The 17708-nt window shown below is 44.7% G+C and carries 18 protein-coding genes; 7 read left to right on the forward strand and 11 right to left on the reverse strand.

Translation table 11 applies throughout. The features are described 5' to 3' along the window. Nucleotides 1-45: 45 nt before the first annotated feature. Nucleotides 46-480, reverse strand: coding sequence for a hypothetical protein (locus L5L77_RS03625; RefSeq protein ID WP_263186543.1), 435 nt, complete (start codon nucleotides 478-480; stop codon nucleotides 46-48). A gap of 57 nt (nucleotides 481-537) precedes the next feature. Beyond that, on the reverse strand, nucleotides 538-960 hold the full coding sequence (gene trxC / locus L5L77_RS03630) for a thioredoxin TrxC (RefSeq protein ID WP_263186542.1): 423 nt from the start codon (nucleotides 958-960) through the stop codon (nucleotides 538-540). 234 nt (nucleotides 961-1194) lie between these two features. On the opposite strand from trxC, the gene L5L77_RS03635 reads away from it, so the two are divergent. Together L5L77_RS03635 and L5L77_RS03640 are read left to right on the forward strand one after the other, a co-directional pair. Next, nucleotides 1195-1530, forward strand: a complete 336-nt coding sequence (locus L5L77_RS03635) for an FKBP-type peptidyl-prolyl cis-trans isomerase (RefSeq protein ID WP_011845636.1) — start codon at nucleotides 1195-1197, stop codon at nucleotides 1528-1530. A 142-nt stretch (nucleotides 1531-1672) separates the two neighbouring features. Then, entirely contained in the window at nucleotides 1673-2650 is a 978-nt protein-coding gene (locus L5L77_RS03640) for a sensor domain-containing diguanylate cyclase (protein WP_263186541.1), read from the forward strand. 124 nt (nucleotides 2651-2774) lie between these two features. Here the strand turns inward: L5L77_RS03640 and L5L77_RS03645 are convergent, their stop codons facing one another. The 4 genes from L5L77_RS03645 to L5L77_RS03660 form a co-directional block, all read right to left on the reverse strand. Further along, nucleotides 2775-3119 (reverse strand): cytochrome c3 family protein, encoded by a 345-nt coding sequence (locus tag L5L77_RS03645; RefSeq protein ID WP_105250378.1) that lies wholly within the window; start codon nucleotides 3117-3119, stop codon nucleotides 2775-2777. Nucleotides 3120-3188: 69 nt separating this feature from the next. Next, a complete protein-coding gene (locus tag L5L77_RS03650; RefSeq protein WP_263186539.1) occupies nucleotides 3189-4868 on the reverse strand; it encodes an FAD-binding protein in 1680 nt (559 codons plus the stop codon). A 441-nt stretch (nucleotides 4869-5309) separates the two neighbouring features. Then, the gene (locus L5L77_RS03655; protein ID WP_263186538.1) at nucleotides 5310-7046 is read right to left on the reverse strand and encodes a tannase/feruloyl esterase family alpha/beta hydrolase; all 1737 of its coding nucleotides are present in this window, start codon (nucleotides 7044-7046) and stop codon (nucleotides 5310-5312) included. Between the two features lie 140 nt (nucleotides 7047-7186). Next, the gene (locus L5L77_RS03660; protein WP_263163738.1) at nucleotides 7187-8425 is read right to left on the reverse strand and encodes an OprD family porin; all 1239 of its coding nucleotides are present in this window, start codon (nucleotides 8423-8425) and stop codon (nucleotides 7187-7189) included. A gap of 279 nt (nucleotides 8426-8704) precedes the next feature. Here L5L77_RS03660 and L5L77_RS03665 point away from each other — a divergent pair, with 279 nt between their 5' ends. Beyond that, the gene (locus L5L77_RS03665; RefSeq protein WP_113939236.1) at nucleotides 8705-9424 is read left to right on the forward strand and encodes a FadR/GntR family transcriptional regulator; all 720 of its coding nucleotides are present in this window, start codon (nucleotides 8705-8707) and stop codon (nucleotides 9422-9424) included. On the opposite strand, the gene L5L77_RS03670 is transcribed toward L5L77_RS03665, so the two are convergent. The 5 genes from L5L77_RS03670 to L5L77_RS03690 form a co-directional block, all read right to left on the reverse strand. Next, nucleotides 9421-9825, reverse strand: a complete 405-nt coding sequence (locus L5L77_RS03670; protein WP_105250374.1) for a DUF1850 domain-containing protein — start codon at nucleotides 9823-9825, stop codon at nucleotides 9421-9423. The genes L5L77_RS03665 and L5L77_RS03670 overlap by 4 nt on opposite strands. 45 nt (nucleotides 9826-9870) lie before the next feature. Beyond that, nucleotides 9871-11904, reverse strand: coding sequence for a TRAP transporter permease (locus tag L5L77_RS03675; RefSeq protein ID WP_131524216.1), 2034 nt, complete (start codon nucleotides 11902-11904; stop codon nucleotides 9871-9873). A gap of 108 nt (nucleotides 11905-12012) precedes the next feature. After that, complete coding sequence (locus L5L77_RS03680; RefSeq protein ID WP_105250372.1) at nucleotides 12013-12969, reverse strand: TAXI family TRAP transporter solute-binding subunit; 957 nt, start codon at nucleotides 12967-12969, stop codon at nucleotides 12013-12015. Between the two features lie 279 nt (nucleotides 12970-13248). Next, complete coding sequence (locus L5L77_RS03685) at nucleotides 13249-13371, reverse strand: hypothetical protein (RefSeq protein WP_105250371.1); 123 nt, start codon at nucleotides 13369-13371, stop codon at nucleotides 13249-13251. A gap of 365 nt (nucleotides 13372-13736) precedes the next feature. Then, nucleotides 13737-15233, reverse strand: coding sequence for a DUF853 domain-containing protein (locus L5L77_RS03690; RefSeq protein WP_263186536.1), 1497 nt, complete (start codon nucleotides 15231-15233; stop codon nucleotides 13737-13739). Nucleotides 15234-15600: 367 nt separating this feature from the next. On the opposite strand from L5L77_RS03690, the gene L5L77_RS03695 reads away from it, so the two are divergent. The 4 genes from L5L77_RS03695 to L5L77_RS03710 all read left to right on the forward strand — a co-directional run bounded on the left by L5L77_RS03695 (nucleotide 15601) and on the right by L5L77_RS03710 (nucleotide 17689). Further along, entirely contained in the window at nucleotides 15601-15732 is a 132-nt protein-coding gene (locus tag L5L77_RS03695; RefSeq protein ID WP_263143323.1) for a hypothetical protein, read from the forward strand. 11 nt (nucleotides 15733-15743) lie between these two features. Continuing rightward, nucleotides 15744-16169 carry a hypothetical protein gene (locus tag L5L77_RS03700; RefSeq protein WP_107949438.1) on the forward strand — a complete coding sequence of 142 codons (426 nt, stop codon included), beginning with the start codon at nucleotides 15744-15746 and terminating at the stop codon, nucleotides 16167-16169. A gap of 143 nt (nucleotides 16170-16312) precedes the next feature. Further along, entirely contained in the window at nucleotides 16313-17191 is an 879-nt protein-coding gene (locus L5L77_RS03705; RefSeq protein ID WP_131524218.1) for a neutral zinc metallopeptidase, read from the forward strand. Between the two features lie 51 nt (nucleotides 17192-17242). Beyond that, a complete protein-coding gene (locus L5L77_RS03710; protein ID WP_263192855.1) occupies nucleotides 17243-17689 on the forward strand; it encodes an NUDIX hydrolase in 447 nt (148 codons plus the stop codon). The last annotated feature ends 19 nt before the right edge of the window (nucleotides 17690-17708 follow it).

Here is a 17708-nt window from a genome sequence, read left to right on the forward strand (position 1 = left end):
TTGGGCTTAGTGTTTCGAAGCTTACTCTATGCTTATGTTTTGCACTTAATTTGAGGTTAAGTTGCGACTAAAAGTATTTGCGCTATAAATTGCTTGATGTTGATAACGTAGATAAAAGATTTCTTTTACGTTGATGATATCAATCTGTTCAATGTCATTTTTATATAATACGGGAGCGGTATCGCCTTCAGTGACAGTAACGGCTTGTAAAATAATAGGATTATCTGTCATGGCAAAAAACACTTCTGCTTGCTGTAAATTCTCTGAAAGATAAACATAAGCTGTCTGCGGCTCGGCAGAATTATGATCACTGCGAGTAAAGGCTATCCCTTGCTCGAATGGGCGAATGCATTGCTGAGTTTCATCGTTCCAAGTCCCTCCCTTGTCGAGACAAGTATCAATTGTGAGATATTGTTGTAAACCCCATCCTGTCACCACTAGCAAGAGCACTGCGCCCAGTAAGAACATTGCTTTTTTCAATTTTCGTTACCTTTACAAATTAGCTCGGCTGAGCGTTTGTATCTTAGCTCAATCCTCTTATTTATAGGCATTTAACCATTGGTTTAACGCTGAGGAGGGCAAAGCTCCGGCTTGCTGGGCGAGTATGTGGCCTTGTTTAAAAATCATTAAGGTTGGAATAGATCGAATGTTAAATTGAGCCGCGAGGGCTTGCTGTTCTTCAGTATTGATTTTACCGAAGCGAAATTGAGGTTCCCATGTCTTAGCTGCTGCAGAAAATATGGGCGCAAAACTTTTACAGGGCCCACACCAGCTGGCCCAAAAGTCAACGACAAGGGGGAGCTCTGATTTATTGGCATGGTTGGCAAAGTTTGCGCTAGTGAGTTCAATCGGCGCAGCCGTAAAGACACTGAGCTTACATTTACCGCAAGTGGGTTGTTGGTTTAAACGCTCATCGGGAACGCGGTTTAACGTATCGCAATGGGGGCAGGCAATAATCATGGTAAAGCTCCAAAATAAAACGTTTATACGACTTATATATTGGGCTAACCGATAGTAATTTAAAGGGCGAGTGATGATGTTATCGCCCATGATGACTTTATTATTAAGGATTAAGCAGTGAACCGAGCCGCAGAAATGTTTAGATTGCGCCGACAAGCCCGCTTGTCGGTGATAAAATCCTGCGCAAAGTTGAATATCACGCCCTAAGTGCGAACAAGAAAAGAGAATGAATATATGACTGAATTAGAAGTAATCGATCTGCAAGTGGGCGAAGGAAAAGAAGCGGTAAAAGGTGCGCTGATCACCACCCAATATCGTGGATTTTTGCAGGATGGTACCCAATTCGATTCATCCTATGATCGTGGTCAGGCGTTTCAATGTGTAATTGGTACTGGCCGAGTCATTAAAGGCTGGGATCAAGGTATTATGGGGATGAAAGTGGGTGGCAAACGTAAGTTGTTAGTCCCAGCTCACTTAGCCTATGGCGAGCGCCAAGTGGGGGCTCATATCAAACCAAATTCTGATCTTACCTTTGAGATCGAATTGCTCGAAGTGCTGACTCGCGATTAAGCGTGACAGGACTGCGAGAGTCTGTGTAAGCTCGATTGAGCCAATATGATTCTGGCTCATCTTGCACTCTTCACTATGTTGCTTCGGCATAGGGTGATTTACACTAGACTCAATTTTCCCACTTAATGGAAAGAGATTTGTCGTGGCTTCGGATACTGCAGCAGAGTTAATTGCGCAACTTCAGGCTGAGATCGCTCAGCTAAAAAGTGAAAACGCTCATTTAGCAGCGTTGAATTATCGTGCCGAAGAAAAACTCTTTGCGGCCCTCGATGGTAATGGTTTATGTCTATGGGAACAGCATATTCCAAGCGGAAATTTAACCATATTTAACATGCGCTGGGGCGAAATGCTCGGGTTTAGTCCTGAAGAGTTTGCTGCCCATGTTGATATCTGGAAAAGTAAATTACACCCCGAAGATAAAGAATGGGTGATAAAAGCCTTTGAAGATCATGTGAATGGTCAAGCCGATTACTATCAAGCAGTTCACAGAATGCTACACAAAGATGGCAGCATAACCTGGGTGTCCGATCGTGGGCGTATTGTCGAGCGCTTAGCTGATGGAACACCATTGCGAATGATGGGCAGCCATATCGATATTACGCAAGAAAAGCGCTACGAAATAGATTTAGCCCGTTTAGCCCACAGTGATCCACTCACCAACTTAATGAATCGCCAAGCTATTGCCAAAGTATTCGATGAATCCTCGCAACCAGGTATTCACGGTGCGTTGTTTTTTATCGACCTTGATGGTTTTAAAGCGTTAAATGACCGTCACGGCCATAAGTTTGGTGACAGCCTGTTGATGCACGTTGCGCATACTTTGGTATCTCACGCCGGTGAATTTGCGCAGATCGCACGGTTAGGGGGTGACGAGTTTGTGATATTACTGCCGTCATTTGATCGTGAATCTTTAGGGGCGCTCGCACAATCATTGCTCGATGTTTATCGAGATAAATTCCTGCTAGAAGGTTGTGAAGTAGAGGTAGGCCTGAGTATCGGTATTGATATATTTGGCTATGGTGATAGTTTTGCCGAGAGTTGTGATCGCGCTGATGCCGCCATGTATCGCGTGAAACACCAAGGAAAGCATGGATATTGTTTTTATCAGTCGTCGGAATAATGATCCAAGCCTGCAGATCTTAGTAATACTTAATTTATATTTGATTACAGTGCCTTATTCGAACAAAAAACCACCTTTAATGGTGGTTTTTTGTTTTTAGCTTTTTAAGCTTAGTGTCATCAGCTTATGGAGTTACAAAATTAAATGGTTGATGGCAACTGACACAATAGTTTTCAGATTTTTTGTGTACATGGTGGCACTTACTGCAATCAGTTTCTGTGTCGAAGTGGCGATTTTTATGAGGATTGGTTGGTTTTACATCCGCCGTTTTTTCCGCTAATTTCTTAGTGTTGTGGCATTGTACACACTTGAGCATAGGGACGGCTTGTCGTTCTTCTGCACCATGGCAGCTTGCACATTTAAGCCCTTTCGCCATATGAGTTTGATCGAGTAAAGTACTCTCTTTAGCGAACGCGCTGCCAGCGAAAATACCCAAAATAATAGCCAATATAATTGTTAAGTTTTTCATTGTTTGATCCCATTATTCATTTCACAGGATGCCAAAATGTGAGGCATCCATTATTGATGACTATGTGTTCTATAGTTTTGCTACATATTTGCCAGCTAAATAGCCGAAGGTGTAGCAGCGACCTAAAGACAAGCCAAATACCGTTAATGGATAGTCAACGCCACCATAGAAACCTGCGCCTAGGTTACCAACAATGAATAAACCTGGAATTTCCTTACCATCGGCATCAAGTACTTGGTGGTTGTCGTTAACAAGAATTCCTGAACATAAAGTAGAAATACGCATACGACGGTGAATACCGTAAAACGGTGGTTTGAGTACTGGTACCATTTTGCTTTTAGGTTTACCGAAGTCCTCATCTTTACCTTTTTTGCACAGCTCGTTATAACGGCTAACGCTGGCAACAAAGGTTTTTGGATCGCACTCTAACTTCACAGCCAATTCTTCTAATGTGTTAGCTGAATGGGTGTTGATCAAAGAGGGAAATACTCCTGTTTTCTCACTAGGAACTTCAGGCATGTAAACTTTAAGCTCTTCAGGAGAATAGAGGTGTCCAGGCCAATCCTTCGCTTGCGTCATATAGTCAGAATCAAATACTTGTGAGTAATGCCCCGCATTCTGCTCATCTTTCAAGTAGTTATTCATTAGAGACATCTCAACCTTCTCATTCACAAAGCGCTCACCTTTACGGTTTACCGCTAAGAATGGCATGTCACACATGGATGCCGGGCCGGCATCGAAGTCGTGCAACATTTTGGTATGTCCAACAGGTTCAATAACGCCGCCAGCCCAATAGGCCATAGCAAAACCGTCACCGGTACGATCCATTTGTTTACGTTCGAAGTTTTTCAGTTCGGGGATGAAGAAGTCACACATGGCTTTGTTATTTTGATAGTCGCCAGAGGACAGAATTACACCTTTCTTCGCCATGTATTTGTGGTATTTACCATCACGAGTTTGAGCAATGACGCCGATGACTTTTCCTGACTCATCCTGGATTAATTGTTGTGCAGGAGTATTAAAGAAAAACTTAACGCCTGCTTTTTCTGCTGTTTTAGCTAATGCGCGCATAGCATCACCCGTGGTGTAGGGTTTAGGGCCGCAGAAAGAAGTGATAAAATTTAAACGGTCATCAGTATCAGCAATTCCGCGAATACCGTGCTGCACTTTGGTACCTTGGTCAACAATCTGGCCGCCACCTTGTTTAACTCTATCGATAACCCAAGTGACAGCTTCACCTGAATTGTAAGCCCATTGCTTAAGAAGACCGGGATGTGAACGGTGCGCGTTATCCGCCATTAAACGGCTAACTAAAGCTTCAATTGCTGATTTATCACTGTTTTTCAGGTCAATCCCAGAACCAGTGTTTCCTTGAGAGACTGGCATGGCTTGCTTTTGTAAACACGCAACGGTTGCACCACTTTCTCTGGCTGATAGTGCCGCAGGCACACCAGAAGCTCCTGCACCGACGACAACAACATCAAAGGTTTGGGTTGTTGCAATATCTTTATCAGCAATAGGTTTTGGCTTAGGTAGAAAATTGAGCGTTGCGCCGCCAATTTCGCCATATTCAGTGCCAACTTGAAGTGGTGCTGCACTCGCTGAAGCAATACCAAGACTTGCAAAGGCTAAGCCACCACTTCCCACTGCAGCTCGAGTTAGGAAACTTCTTCGAGATATACCATTTTGCAGGACGCTAGCAGTGTATTGATCGATTTCTTTCGGTTTCTGTGAATGCTCTTTACTCATTTTGATACTCCTTGGGTCCTCATTGCTAAGGTCGATATGACATCGTTAGCAACGACAATGGATCTGGCCATAACCGCATGTGATTTGTTTGCTTTAAAAACTAGAAGTGCAGTTGCGTGAAAGTGATTAAATTCTCATTCATTAACAACATACGTTTAAATGTATGACATATGACAATAAACCAAAAGAGGTATTAATTACATCTTTGCAGTGCTTCACAAAATGCTGGCATTTTGAGCGATGAATGTGATTATTCTTTTTAAAACAATCTAATATAGGACTTTATTGAATGAATAAGTTTGGCGACGTGGGAAATATGAGCGTCTGATTTTATGCATGTTTAAGTAGTTAACAAATAGGGACTATTTATAAATAAGCATGATTTGAGGTAGGCCACTTCAATATTGTTGAGGTGGCCTTTGGGCTTTAATGCCTTGGGTATTATTTAGGTGTTACACAGGTAAAATTGGCGGCATCTTCAACATTACCTATACCATTGTATTTTGCGAATTGGGGGTATGGGCAGAGGACCCGAGTTCTGCTTTTTGACCAATCACTGGGTAGTTCGGCATTTTCAGGGCGGACTGAAGCCGTGATGTTTTGGGGTTCGACTCCTTTTTCAACCCAGTCAACCAATGCGCGGATCATGTTAAATTTATCTGTGGTAGGACCGCTGCCGCAATGATTCATCCCAGGGATAAGGAATAAACGGGCGAAGGTTTCTGCGTGCCCAGCATTGGCCTCGGCTAATTCGTTATACCAGTTCACTGTATCATTGGCTGAAAATACGGGGTCAGATGTTCCATGGAACAACATCATCTTAGCGCCGCGATTTTTTATGACCGAAAGATCCGTTGGCTGGGGCGGTGTCATAAAGTCTATACCCGATTCGGAGTAAATCGAATCCGTGGCATAGATCCGTTGGGTATCCTCATCCATGCTAAATGATTGCACAAATTCCAAACTGGATTGTTCAGTTGCACCATTAAAGGGAGTTGGTGGCGAGCTAAAAATAAAACCAACGGCACCAGGGTCTCGATTGAGCGCCATGTTATATTCCCAGGAAGCCCAACCTGATGCGCCGATACCCGCATCATATGGGAAGTCAGTATAAATGGCTTCACCTGTCTTGCTGTTATGGGGCCCTGCCATGATATTGCCGAGTACCTGCTTTTGCTCTGCTGTTAAGCAGGTATTATCTCTGTCACTTGAACAGGTTGGAACATCACGTTCAAGGTCAAAGGTCTTTTGACAGGAATAGGTGTCGGTAATAATGCCATCGCTCACGCCGTCAAGGGCATCACACTGCTCGAGGACTTTTTGGGACACGAGGGAGAATTCTTCAGGGGTAATGGCGGTTTGTAGTGTGGCTAAAATATCAGGACCATCAAATTCAACCAGCTTTGAATACTCTTGAACACCATACATTTGCGCTACTGCAGCTTTAGGTAAGTTAAATCCAGGGTTGCCTACCAGAAAGCCATCGTACATATCGGCAAAACGACTGGCCGCGACCATAGTGTGTCTACCACCGTTAGAACAACCGGCAAAATATGATCTATCAGGTTGTTTACCATATGCTTTTTTTATTAAAGCTTTCGCCATTGGCGTTAACTCGGCCACAGCATTGTAACCATAGTCAAGCCTTGCTTGAGGATCTAAACCAAAGAAAGGGGTTGGTGCTGGATGCCCCATATCAGAACTTATCACAGCGAACCCTTCATTGAGGGCGGCAGAATCTGGGCCTGCGGAAAACACTAAGCGGCCAACCGCCTTAGCGATCGAACCGTCGAGGCCGCCATTGGCTTGATAATAGAATCGACCATTCCAGTTAGTGGGTAAACGCATTTCAAAGCCGATCGCATAGCGGGTTTCTCCCGCAATGCCAGTTCCCATCCTTTCATTCATATAACCCGTCACTAAACAATGTTCTGGTGCTCGGTAACGTTCAGTAGCACTATATTCAACATTGCCAGCCGCAATAATTTGTGAGTTCGTTATCACAGTATTTTTGAAATTATATTGTGAAGCAATTTCACTACATAGATTCAGTGTGGCGGGTGTGGCCGAGGCTAACTGTGGTAATGGGGTTTCGGCGTTATCGTTATTTCCACATCCGCTAAATAAAAAACATGACATAGCAACGGCTGGAATAAGTAAGAAATTCTTTGTTTCCATTTAATCTCAATCCTTAAGTCAAAGTGTTTACCGCAACTTTTACTTGGGTATGGGTAATTTTGCGGTACAAAAATTGGGTGTATCGAACAAGGCTGATACACCCATATAAGTTTTGGTGCAGGGGAGTTAAAACTGATGAACTATTTACCTAAGGCAAATTTATAAGTGACATATAAACGCAGATCATCAAGATCTTCAGCTTGATCAAAATCGACCATGGCATAACGCGCCTTAAGGCCTAGGCCCGATAATATGCCTGAAAATTTATAGGCGATTGAAAAGTTTGTTTCATTAAAATCTGACGCAGTCCCCTCTGGCACATCGTACTGCCCATAAAAGGCATAGGCTTCTAATCCACTCGCCCCTAATTTTTCAAAGTCATAGGCCAGCTTTAACGCGTTGACCTCTTCATTCGCCCGTGCAGATTGATATACCTGTTGAATGACCACTTTTTCATCGCCCCATGGGGTCAGCACTGTGTCATCCCCGGTTTTGGCGTACATATAAGTGAGATCTGCCCCCGCCAATTTGGCGCCTAGATGGAAGCCATATTGATAGGTATCGAGTGGGCCGCCGGTTTCTTCACCAGTGGCTTGTTGTGTTAAATAAGAGGGGGTTAAGTACAGATTAGTCGCACCTAACTGAGTGGATAATTTCACTTTGGCATAGGTTTGATTGAAAACATCTTCCATGCTGTAGTGCCAAAGATGGGCTTCAGTTTGGACTGTCTTAAAGGGCAATTGATATTTAGCACCTAGGGCATAAACTGGGTTATCGGCAACATCTGCCACAATACCCGCTCTTGCTAATTCGCTTTGTACCGCCTCTTTTACGGATACGAAGCTATTATCAGACCAGCCCATGGAATCTGTAATATAGAGTGCTGATAACGTTAGATTGTCAACACTCTTATTTTCTGCTGAAAAGCCGCGAAAAGTTCGTGGGATCGCACGAATGTCATGGGGATTCATCATTGGTGTGCGCAGTTCTTGTGCACCTAATTTGAATTGAGTATCCCACCAATTACCTTGGACAAAATACTCCTGTAAACGGTTGACGTTGTCATGATCGCCAGCGGCATCGCGAGCAACTAGGCCGTAGACATCATCTGAATCATTGGTCCAAATGGGATTTGCAGATGCGAAGCTGGTCCCAAAACTGAGGCCATTCACTTTTGCGGTATTGTAATAAAACAGTCCGCCAAATGACGTATCGTGTTTAGTGTTCGTCGTATTATCAAAGTCACGGGTAAAATCGAATAAGCGTAATTCCCCTTTTAACGTACCTTGGCTAAACATTTGATCAATGCTGGTATCTGCTGTAGCTGGAATCGCTAGCGTAGATAGCACAAGCAAAGATAAATAAGATTTTTTCATCATCATCTTCCCTATTATTAGTAAGCCCTGATCAGAATTGTCTGAGCTAGTTAAAGAAATTATGTTTAACATTCTTAGGTTAAATGTATGACGTATGACTAATGCCGACAACGAAGTTAAGATGAATATGAGAAACTAGTTACGAAATTCGCACAGATGTTACTTGGATCAACAAAGATGAATGTTTTTTAATCACTAATGTAGGAAAGATGAGAGTACTTTTTCTGCGTTAATGCGGTTTTATGCTAGTATGGCGACACTAAGCATATTTGGGATAATCAAGTGCATATCTTCAAGCCAATTAAGCAGATAAGAGCATCGAGTGAAGTCGGGCAGCAACTGAAAAATGCTATTTTAGACGGCGAATATAAGGCTGGCGATAAATTACCCTCTGAGCGCGAATTAATAGAATTATTTCAAGTTAGTCGCACTGTGGTGAGAGAGGCGATCAAAAGCCTCGAAGCGGGTGGATTAGTGGAGATTCGCCAAGGTGCAACAGGCGGCGCATTTGTTAAGCACTTAACCTTTGAACGTTTAAGTGATGCTTGCCAAGATTTATTTCTAATGGGGAAACTTTCCCTTCCTGAACTGTGTCAAGCACGCATGCTGATTGAGCCGCAAGTGGCTAGAATGGCTGCTAAAAATTGCACTCCAGAGCAAGCTAAAGCTTTGCAAGAGGCGAATAGTCATGAAAGTGACTCATTGGCTTATCCCGAAACTGTCATATTGCGATCTCAAGTACATTATTTGCTCGCTGAAATGTCTGGAAATCGCTTTTTAGAAGCGATCGTAAAATCCTTGTTGGTTTTATTAAGTAATCAAACGACTAAGTTTCAGCCACCGACTGATGAAATTCATCCTTTAGGTTTGCATGATGTCATTGTCGAAGCGGTTATCGCAAAAGATGGGGCGAAAGCTGAGGCCGAAATGTTTGCACACCTTGAGGATTTTAATCGGCGCCTAATAGAAATTGAGCGTAAATATATGGATAAACGCGCTTAAGGCAAAGAGTTGCAACCCCAAAGTTCAACCGCGGCTGTTTGTTTGTTGGGTACGCCAATCCAATGACTCATGGCTTGGCATTGCACTTTTCCTGAGATTTGAGTGAAGCAAAGTTCAAAATCCCCTGCTTCGGGCGTGCGACCTAAGCGCAACACAGGCAAAATGGGCAGCTTGGGCTGATAATGCCAGCTGCCATTTTTAAGATAGGCATCATCTGGGATTTCCATTCCAGCACCCGTACCTTTCACTCTTGCTTCGACCAACACTAATCCTTGTGGCGTGACGTTATAGTCTTCCTCCCAGCGAATTTTTTCTATGCTGTGGTTCCATGCCAAGGTGAAGTTGTCTGTGGGCACTTGTGCCCACAGTGTGCCCGCTAGGCCTAAGCACAGGCCTAGCATCTGTTTACCTTCAATGGCTGATTAATAACCAATAATATCAAGAGCTTATCCTTGCTCTGCAAGACGTTTGAGTTTGCGTGCTCGCCAGCTGTGTTGCACGATAAATAGCAGCGCGAGCCCAAAGCCAATTTCATCACTCAACGGCGTAGCAAGAATTAAGCTCGCACCCGCAAGGAAGCCGATAACGCGTTCCCACCAGTAGAGTTTTTGTAATAGATATCCGGTAAAGATGACGCCCCAAATACCAATACCCACAGTCGCTTTTAGCAAGACAAACCCAGTGGCTAACCAGCTATCACCTTGAAGCATCAAAGCGGGATCGTAAACCGCCATAAAGGGGATCACAAAACCTGCAATGGCGATACGGATTGCCCAAAGGCTGATCTTAAGGCCTGATTCCTTCGCGATTGGTGCTGCGGCAAAACAGGCTAAGGCAACGGGAGGCGTGAGATCGGCCATGATGCCGAAATAAAATACAAACATATGCGACACAATCAGTGGCACACCGAGGTCGAGTAATGCGGGAGCGGCAATCGAGCTAGTAATAATGTAGTTAGGGATTGTGGGGATCCCCATGCCGAGCACTAGGCAAGTGACCATAGTTAACACGAGTGATAAGAACAAGTTATCTTGGCCAACGGCAAGAATATAGCTCGCGAAGGTCGAGGCAATTCCTGTCAGTGACACTATGCCGATAATTACACCGACTAAAGCACAGGCGATACCCACAGGCACGGCATGACGGGCGCCTTCTACCAGTGCATGCAAGCAGATGGTGAGAGTATCTCTGCCGCCTTTAATAAACCAACAAATGGCGACTAATAAGGCGATAACCCCAAATACGACCCCGATCCCGAGTTGGAAGAAGCCAGCGCAAAGGATGCCAAGGGCAATCCAAAAGGCAATGCGCATTGCCATTGAGGAAAGCCGCAGTACTATGGCTGAGCCTAAAATTACTATCGATGTGAGGGCGAGTCCTACCATGCCTGAGAACAGCGGCGTTCTACCCGAAAACAGCAAGTAGACTAAAATAAACAAAGGGATAAGGAGATACCAACGCTCTTTAATTGCCGCCCATGGATTCGGGCACTGATCTTTAGGCAGGCCACAGAGATTGGCGCGTTTGGCTTCTAAATGCACCATCCAAAATACGGAGCAGAAATAAAGTAGCGCAGGGATCAATGCCGCTTTGGCTATCTCGATAAAGGGGACGTTAATGGTTTCGGCCATGATAAAGGCCACTGCGCCCATGATCGGCGGCATGATTTGGCTGCCCATACTCGATGTTGCCTCTACCCCGCCGGCGAAGGCTGGGCGATAACCGAATCGTTTCATGAGTGGAATGGTAAATTGGCCCGTTGTGACCACGTTGGCAACACCTGATCCTGTAATCGTCCCCATCAATGCCGATGACACTACCGCAACTTTTGCAGGACCGCCGAGCTTGTGGCCAAATAATCCCATGGCAAAGTCGGTAAATAAACGGATCATTCCGGCTTGTTCTAAAAAGGAACCGAAGAGAATAAACAGGAATATATATGTCGCCGACACATAGGTTGGTGTGCCGTATAGCCCTTCGGTACCGAAGGCTAATTGATTGATGATCTGATCGAATCCATAGCCGCGGTGCATTAAGTCACCGGGTAAATACTGGCCAAATAAGCCATACATCAAAAAGATGCTACAGATGATAGGTAGCGCCCAGCCCATGACTCGGCGCGCTGCTTCAAACACTAATACGATCAAAGTGATACCTATCACTATATCCGCATCGGTCAGATCGCCTGAACGTTGAATTAAGTCGGCTTCGAAATACCACTGATAAGCCGCTGTGGCCATACCAGCTAGACCGAGTAGCCAAGCGAGTGGCTGCCAAGGCTGAGATTTTCCTCTAGCGGGATAACTTAAAAAAACCACTAACAGTAAAAAGCCCACATGGGTGGCACGCAGTACTTGAGTCGAGACGGGATGAAAAGCGGCAGTGATGATTTGAAAAATAGAAAAAATTAAGGCTGTATAAAATAGAGCCTTGGGCCAATCGCCAGTATTTGCGCTGAGACCTTGTTGGGGATCACTCATATTATGCCTCACAGCATTAGACTACAGAGATGATATAAACGAGATGCCGTTATTCGACGGCATCTCAATTGCTTAGTTTGGAATAGGATGCACAGATATCAGTAAAACTTAGAGTGCACCAACTTCTTTGTAATAACGTTCTGCACCTGGGTGCAGTGGTATTGGCAGATTTTTTGTCGCTTTATCTACGCTGATGGTCTTCGCAGCGGAGTGCGCGTTACCGAGTCGGTCTAAGTGCTCGAACATGAGTTTTGTCATCTGATAGGCTAAATCATCCGATACACCGCTTTGAGTCACCAGTAAATTTTGAATGGCGACGGTAGAAACGTCGGTGGTTTGGCCTTCATAGGTCGATGCTGGGATCACGCCATGTTGATAGGCGGGATTGTTAATCTTAGCGATCACATCTTCTGGAATTTCAACAAAGTTGATTGCCATAGTCGCAGCTAAGTCACGGATAGCAGCCATGCCGAGACCGGAAGATTGTAACGTGGCGTCTAATTGACGATTTTTGATTAGCTCAACGGATTCGGCATAGGGTAAAAACTCGACTTTCCCCATGTCTTCGTAACTTAGTCCCGCAGCCTTGAAAATCGATCTGGCATTGAGTTCTGTCCCTGATTTAGGGGCACCCACTGAGATACGTTTTCCTTTTAAATCAGCCAAGGTTTTAATGCCAGACTCTTTATTGGCGACGATTTGAATGTAGTTAGGATAAGCCGAGGCAAGTACTCGGATTTTATCCAGCGGCGTTTTAAAGCCTGCATCAATATCACCTTGATATGCTGCTGCGACTGAATCACCTAAAGCGAATGCTAATTCACCACGACCCGCTTGCAATAAATTGAGGTTTTCTACCGAGGCTTTAGTTGCTTGAACTGAGGTTTTAGAACCTTCGATTCCTGTGCCGTAGAGTTGCGACAGCGCAACGCCAATAGGGTAATACACACCACTGGTGCCGCCTGTGAGAATGTTGATAAAGGCGGGGGCAGCAGCCATAGCGGCAGCACTGAGTGTGAGAGTCACTGCTGCGCCGACGGCGACAAAACGTTTTTTGATTTTCATTATGAAATATCCTTATTTTTTATAGTGTTATGTAGGGTCTTTCGAGCGGTAAATACCGTAATCAGCTCAATATAACTACATAAAACCTGGAAAAGGTCAATTAGGCTATAGTCGATAGCTGCTACTTTTGTATCACAAAACTGAGATCTGAGACTGTTTTGAGCAAGGTTGTATTGTGAGGTAAAACTTGGTTGGTTCAATGAAGCGGGCAATAAAAAGGGCTAACCTAAGTTAACCCTATTTGTGTTATTAGAGGACAAACCTCCTAATAACAAGACACTATTTAGTGTTATCTAAGAAACCTTTAGTTGCGTTTTTCGCATGTTTTGCTGCTCTTTTCTCTTTAGGAGACATCAGCGGTTGTTTCTTCGATTCTTTACGGTTTTTTTGCTCTTTACTCATATAAAACTCCATGTACTCTTTGGTTATTCATCAGGCTAATCATGTAAGCCGTACTTAATTGAACCTATTCCATGACGTCCTGATTGAAGCGAAATTTTTATCTCGAATTACAACATTTTAAATTACAAATATCTAAAATCATTGATAATTATCTGTGAATTTATTTGCCTCAATGAGCGATTACAGCAAAATAATCTTATCACCGAATTCCGTACCATGATCCATCTATCACTTAGAATAATTAATGCTAATGCTAGCGTTAACCTGTATAAGAAATATGCGAACAAGGACACAGTACCTCTATTTTCGTCATTGTTTGTGGTTTTAGTGGGCCCTAATTGGAGGCTTAACTAAGTACCATATGCCTAACGTCGGCTCGATTTACCTAACATGCCACCTAATATACCGCGCAAAATTTGTTTACCTAATTGGCTGCCAACCGTGCGTGCCGCTTGTTTTGACAAGGTTTCCGCTAACCCTTGGCGACGCTTATTACCAAAAATGAGTTCACTGAACCAACCTTGTTCCTCAGCTTTTTGGCCCGTTTGCACATCACTTGCTGTGGATGTGGTGTCGCTGGTGGCGTTATCAACTCGTCTTTGGTTAAGGCGTTCGTAGGCTGATTCGCGGTTGATTAACTGATCGTATTTACCTCCAATCGGGCTTTGGGCACGGACTTGTTGTAACTCCTCACTTGTGGCGGGTCCCATGCGGCAACGTGGCGGTGCGATGAGTGCGCGCTCGACCATAGTTGGCACGCCTTTGTCGGCTAACATAGACACTAAGGCTTCACCTACAGCGAGCTGGGATATGACGTCGCTAACAACCAGTTTGGGGTTAGGCACAAAGGTTTCGGCGGCGGTTTTAACGGCCTTTTGATCCCTTGGCGTGTAAGCTCGCAGGGCATGTTGAATACGATTACCTAATTGTCCGAGAATTTCGCTTGGGACATCATCAGGAAATTGCGAGCAAAAATAAACGCCTACGCCTTTTGAGCGAATTAGGCGCATGATCTGTTCGACGCGTTTTAATAGACTCGGTGGGCAACCCTCAAAGAGTAAATGCGCCTCATCAATAAAAAACACTAGCTTAGGTTTTTCGGGATCGCCGACTTCGGGCAGATTCTCAAATAATTCTGAGAGTAGCCATAGTAAAAAACTTGAATATAAACGGGGTGTTAAAATCAGTTTGTTCGCTGCTAATAAATTGATAATGCCGCGCCCTTGCAAATTAGTGCGCATTAAATCTTCAAGCTGTAACGCGGGTTCACCAAAAAAGTCTTTGCCACCATCGCGCTCTAATCCTAGTACCGAGCGTTGAATTGCTGCGAGGGATTGGGCGCTGATTAAACCATATTTGGCGGAGATTTCTTTGCGTTCCTCGGCAACTAAGGCCAGCATGGCCCGCAGATCATCTAAGTCGAGCAGTAATAACCCTTGGTCGTCCGCTAGTTGAAAGACTATGTCTAAAATACCGCTCTGGGTGTCATTCAATTCTAAAATTCGGCCGAGTAAGGTTGGGCCCATTTCGCTGATGGTGGTACGCAGTGGGTGGCCTTGAACGCCCGCTAAATCCCATAACACTACAGGATTGGCTTCGTTGTGATAATCCTCAATGCCAATTTGAGTTGCCCTTTGTAATAGCTTTTCACTTGGGGTACCCGCCATCGCTAGACCCGAGATATCGCCTTTAACGTCTGTGATAAAAACCGGCACGCCTTGGCGTGAAAAACCTTCGGCAATACTCATCAGCGACACGGTTTTGCCTGTCCCTGTGGCACCGGCAATTAACCCATGGCGATTGGCATACTTAAGATTTAAGTGAACCTGTTGTTCACCTTTTCCTATTAATAGCGTATTCAAAGGCATTCCTTATGTTAACGGTAGGGCTTATATTGGAATCGTTGCAGCATCCTTATTTTAGCCACTGTGTATCTAATCCACTTTAGTGTCGTCGTTCATGCGTATAAAAATTCATCATTGAGTGTTGGCCTTAGCGTAATTTATGTCAACATGAGGCCTGAATAAGCTTGATATCACTTAGCAAAAATGTGTGATTGGTAATATGGGCGTTACCTATGAATGAGGTGTGTTATTTGGGTCATTCACTGAGGCGTGCTTGATGGTGAAATTCCCTTTGATTATGCTGCTCTTGTTCTTTACTGTGCTGACATCTGCCTGCACCGAATGAGTCTGTGGTGCAAGAACCTGTGTTGAATCTTATGAGCCTATGCGAGATAAACAGCGCTGTGTTGCTGAGGTGGATAAAAACCTTTATTTGTATGAAAAACTAAAAGCAGTCGAAGAAAAGCAACGGCTGAAAATGGCCAAAGAACAAGCCACTCAAAAATCGTTAATGTAGAAAGGATATCTATGAAAGGTGCGGGCGGAACACAGGGCGGGACGGGACAATTTTTTATGGGTCTTGCCATGATGTGTGGCGGATTTTATTTATTGTTCAATGCAATACAGGTGAGCTCTAGTTTTGGACTGGGCTATGGCTTATATCGAGTGAATGCCTTTGGGCAAGGCATGTCGATTACCACAGGCATGGTGATGCTGCCGTTTATTATCGGCATTGTGATGGTGTTTTTTGACGCTAAGAGTAAGTTAGCTTGGCTGTTGAGTCTAGGTTCGCTTACGGCCTTGGTTGTGGGGGTTATCAGCTCGATTCAATTCCACTTTAAATCTATGTCGGCCTTTGAACTTATCGTGATCCTCGTTTTGGCCTTTGGTGGTTTAGGGTTGTTTTTACGCTCACTGAAAGACGCGCCAACAAGCGATACACAAGCGAAATAACCACTAGACTCTTAATCACTAGGCTTTTAACCACTAGTCGCTAGAGTGCAAATACGAAATCAGAGCTGTGCATCTAAGCGGCTCAAATAGCGATTTAACGAACGGTTTAACGAGAGTTTTTAACTACTGAGTGAAGGAATGCGATGCGCTGGCGTGACACTGACAGAAGCTCCAATATCGAAGACAGACGCGGCCAGCAAATGGCATCTGCGGGTGTGCCGAGTGCCTTGTTACTCAGGTTCTTGCCCTTTTTGCTGAGAACTAAACTTGGTCGTGTGGTGTTGCTCATCGGCGGCATTTATATTGCTTTTCAGTATTTTACTGGTGGTCTGTCACTCGACCCAAATACTCAAGCTCATCTTAGCCAATCCCAATCTAGCTCAACAACAGCGGTACAGGATGAAAATGCCCAGTTTGTGGCGGCCATTTTAGGCACCACAGAAACCGTTTGGGGCCAGTTGCTCAAAGGGCAATATCGAGAGCCTAAGTTAGTGCTTTATCGCAATATGACCTCCACTGGCTGCGGTATGGGACAGGCGCAGTCTGGGCCTTTCTATTGCCCTGCCGATAGCAAAGTATATATCGATCTTAGCTTTCTTGATGAGCTTAAAACCTTAGGCGCGCCCGGTGATTTTGCCTTTGCCTATGTGATTGCCCACGAGGTGGGTCACCATGTGCAAAACCTGCTGGGCACGAGCACTAAGGTGCGCCAAGCCCAGCAATCTGGCAGTAAAGTGCAGGCGAATCAATTGAGTGTCGCACTTGAATTGCAGGCTGATTGCTACGCAGGGATTTGGGGGCATTATGTCAATCAACAACTTAACTTACTTGAAGCGGGCGATTTAGCGGAAGGCATTGCCGCCGCCAGTGCAGTGGGTGACGATCGTCTGCAAAAGATGGCGGGTCGCGCCGTACAGCCCGATGCTTTTACCCACGGCAGTTCGGCGCAGCGGGTGAAATGGTTTAAGACAGGGTTTGATTCGGGTAATCTCGCCAGTTGTAATACCTTTGCGGCTAAGTGATTTAGTCTGATATCTCAAATACGTACCGAACAGAAATGCAAGGATAACTGAGTGGCCTTTAACGATACCTTTAGATTGAGCAGCCACGCGGTTATCACTAATGCGCAGGGACAAGTGCTGTTGCTTAAGGCCAATTATGGTAATTTTGCTTGGGGTTTGCCCGGTGGCGCACTCGAGCCAGGTGAAACGATTCACGAGGCCTTAGTACGTGAATGCCAAGAGGAATTAGGCTTAAGTGTGCAGGTTAACTATTTGAGCGGCGTGTATTATCACAGCGCCTATCAATCCCAAGCCTTTATTTTTCGTTGCGAACTGCTATTGCTTGATGGGCCTGAGGTGGCAAAAGATGGGGCAGACGACGAGCCACTGCCGATCCACTTAAGCCACGAACACTCAGAGTTTGCCTTCCACGATATCGACACCCTTAGCGCGGTTCAGCAGCAAAGAATTAAAGATTGCCTCAATTTCAACGGGGTTGTGGTGAGTGCCAAGTTCTAATGCTTTGCCAGTAAACCGC

Source organism: Shewanella sp. SM29 (assembly GCF_025654245.1).
In the GTDB taxonomy this organism is placed as follows: Bacteria; Pseudomonadota; Gammaproteobacteria; order Enterobacterales; family Shewanellaceae; genus Shewanella; species Shewanella oncorhynchi.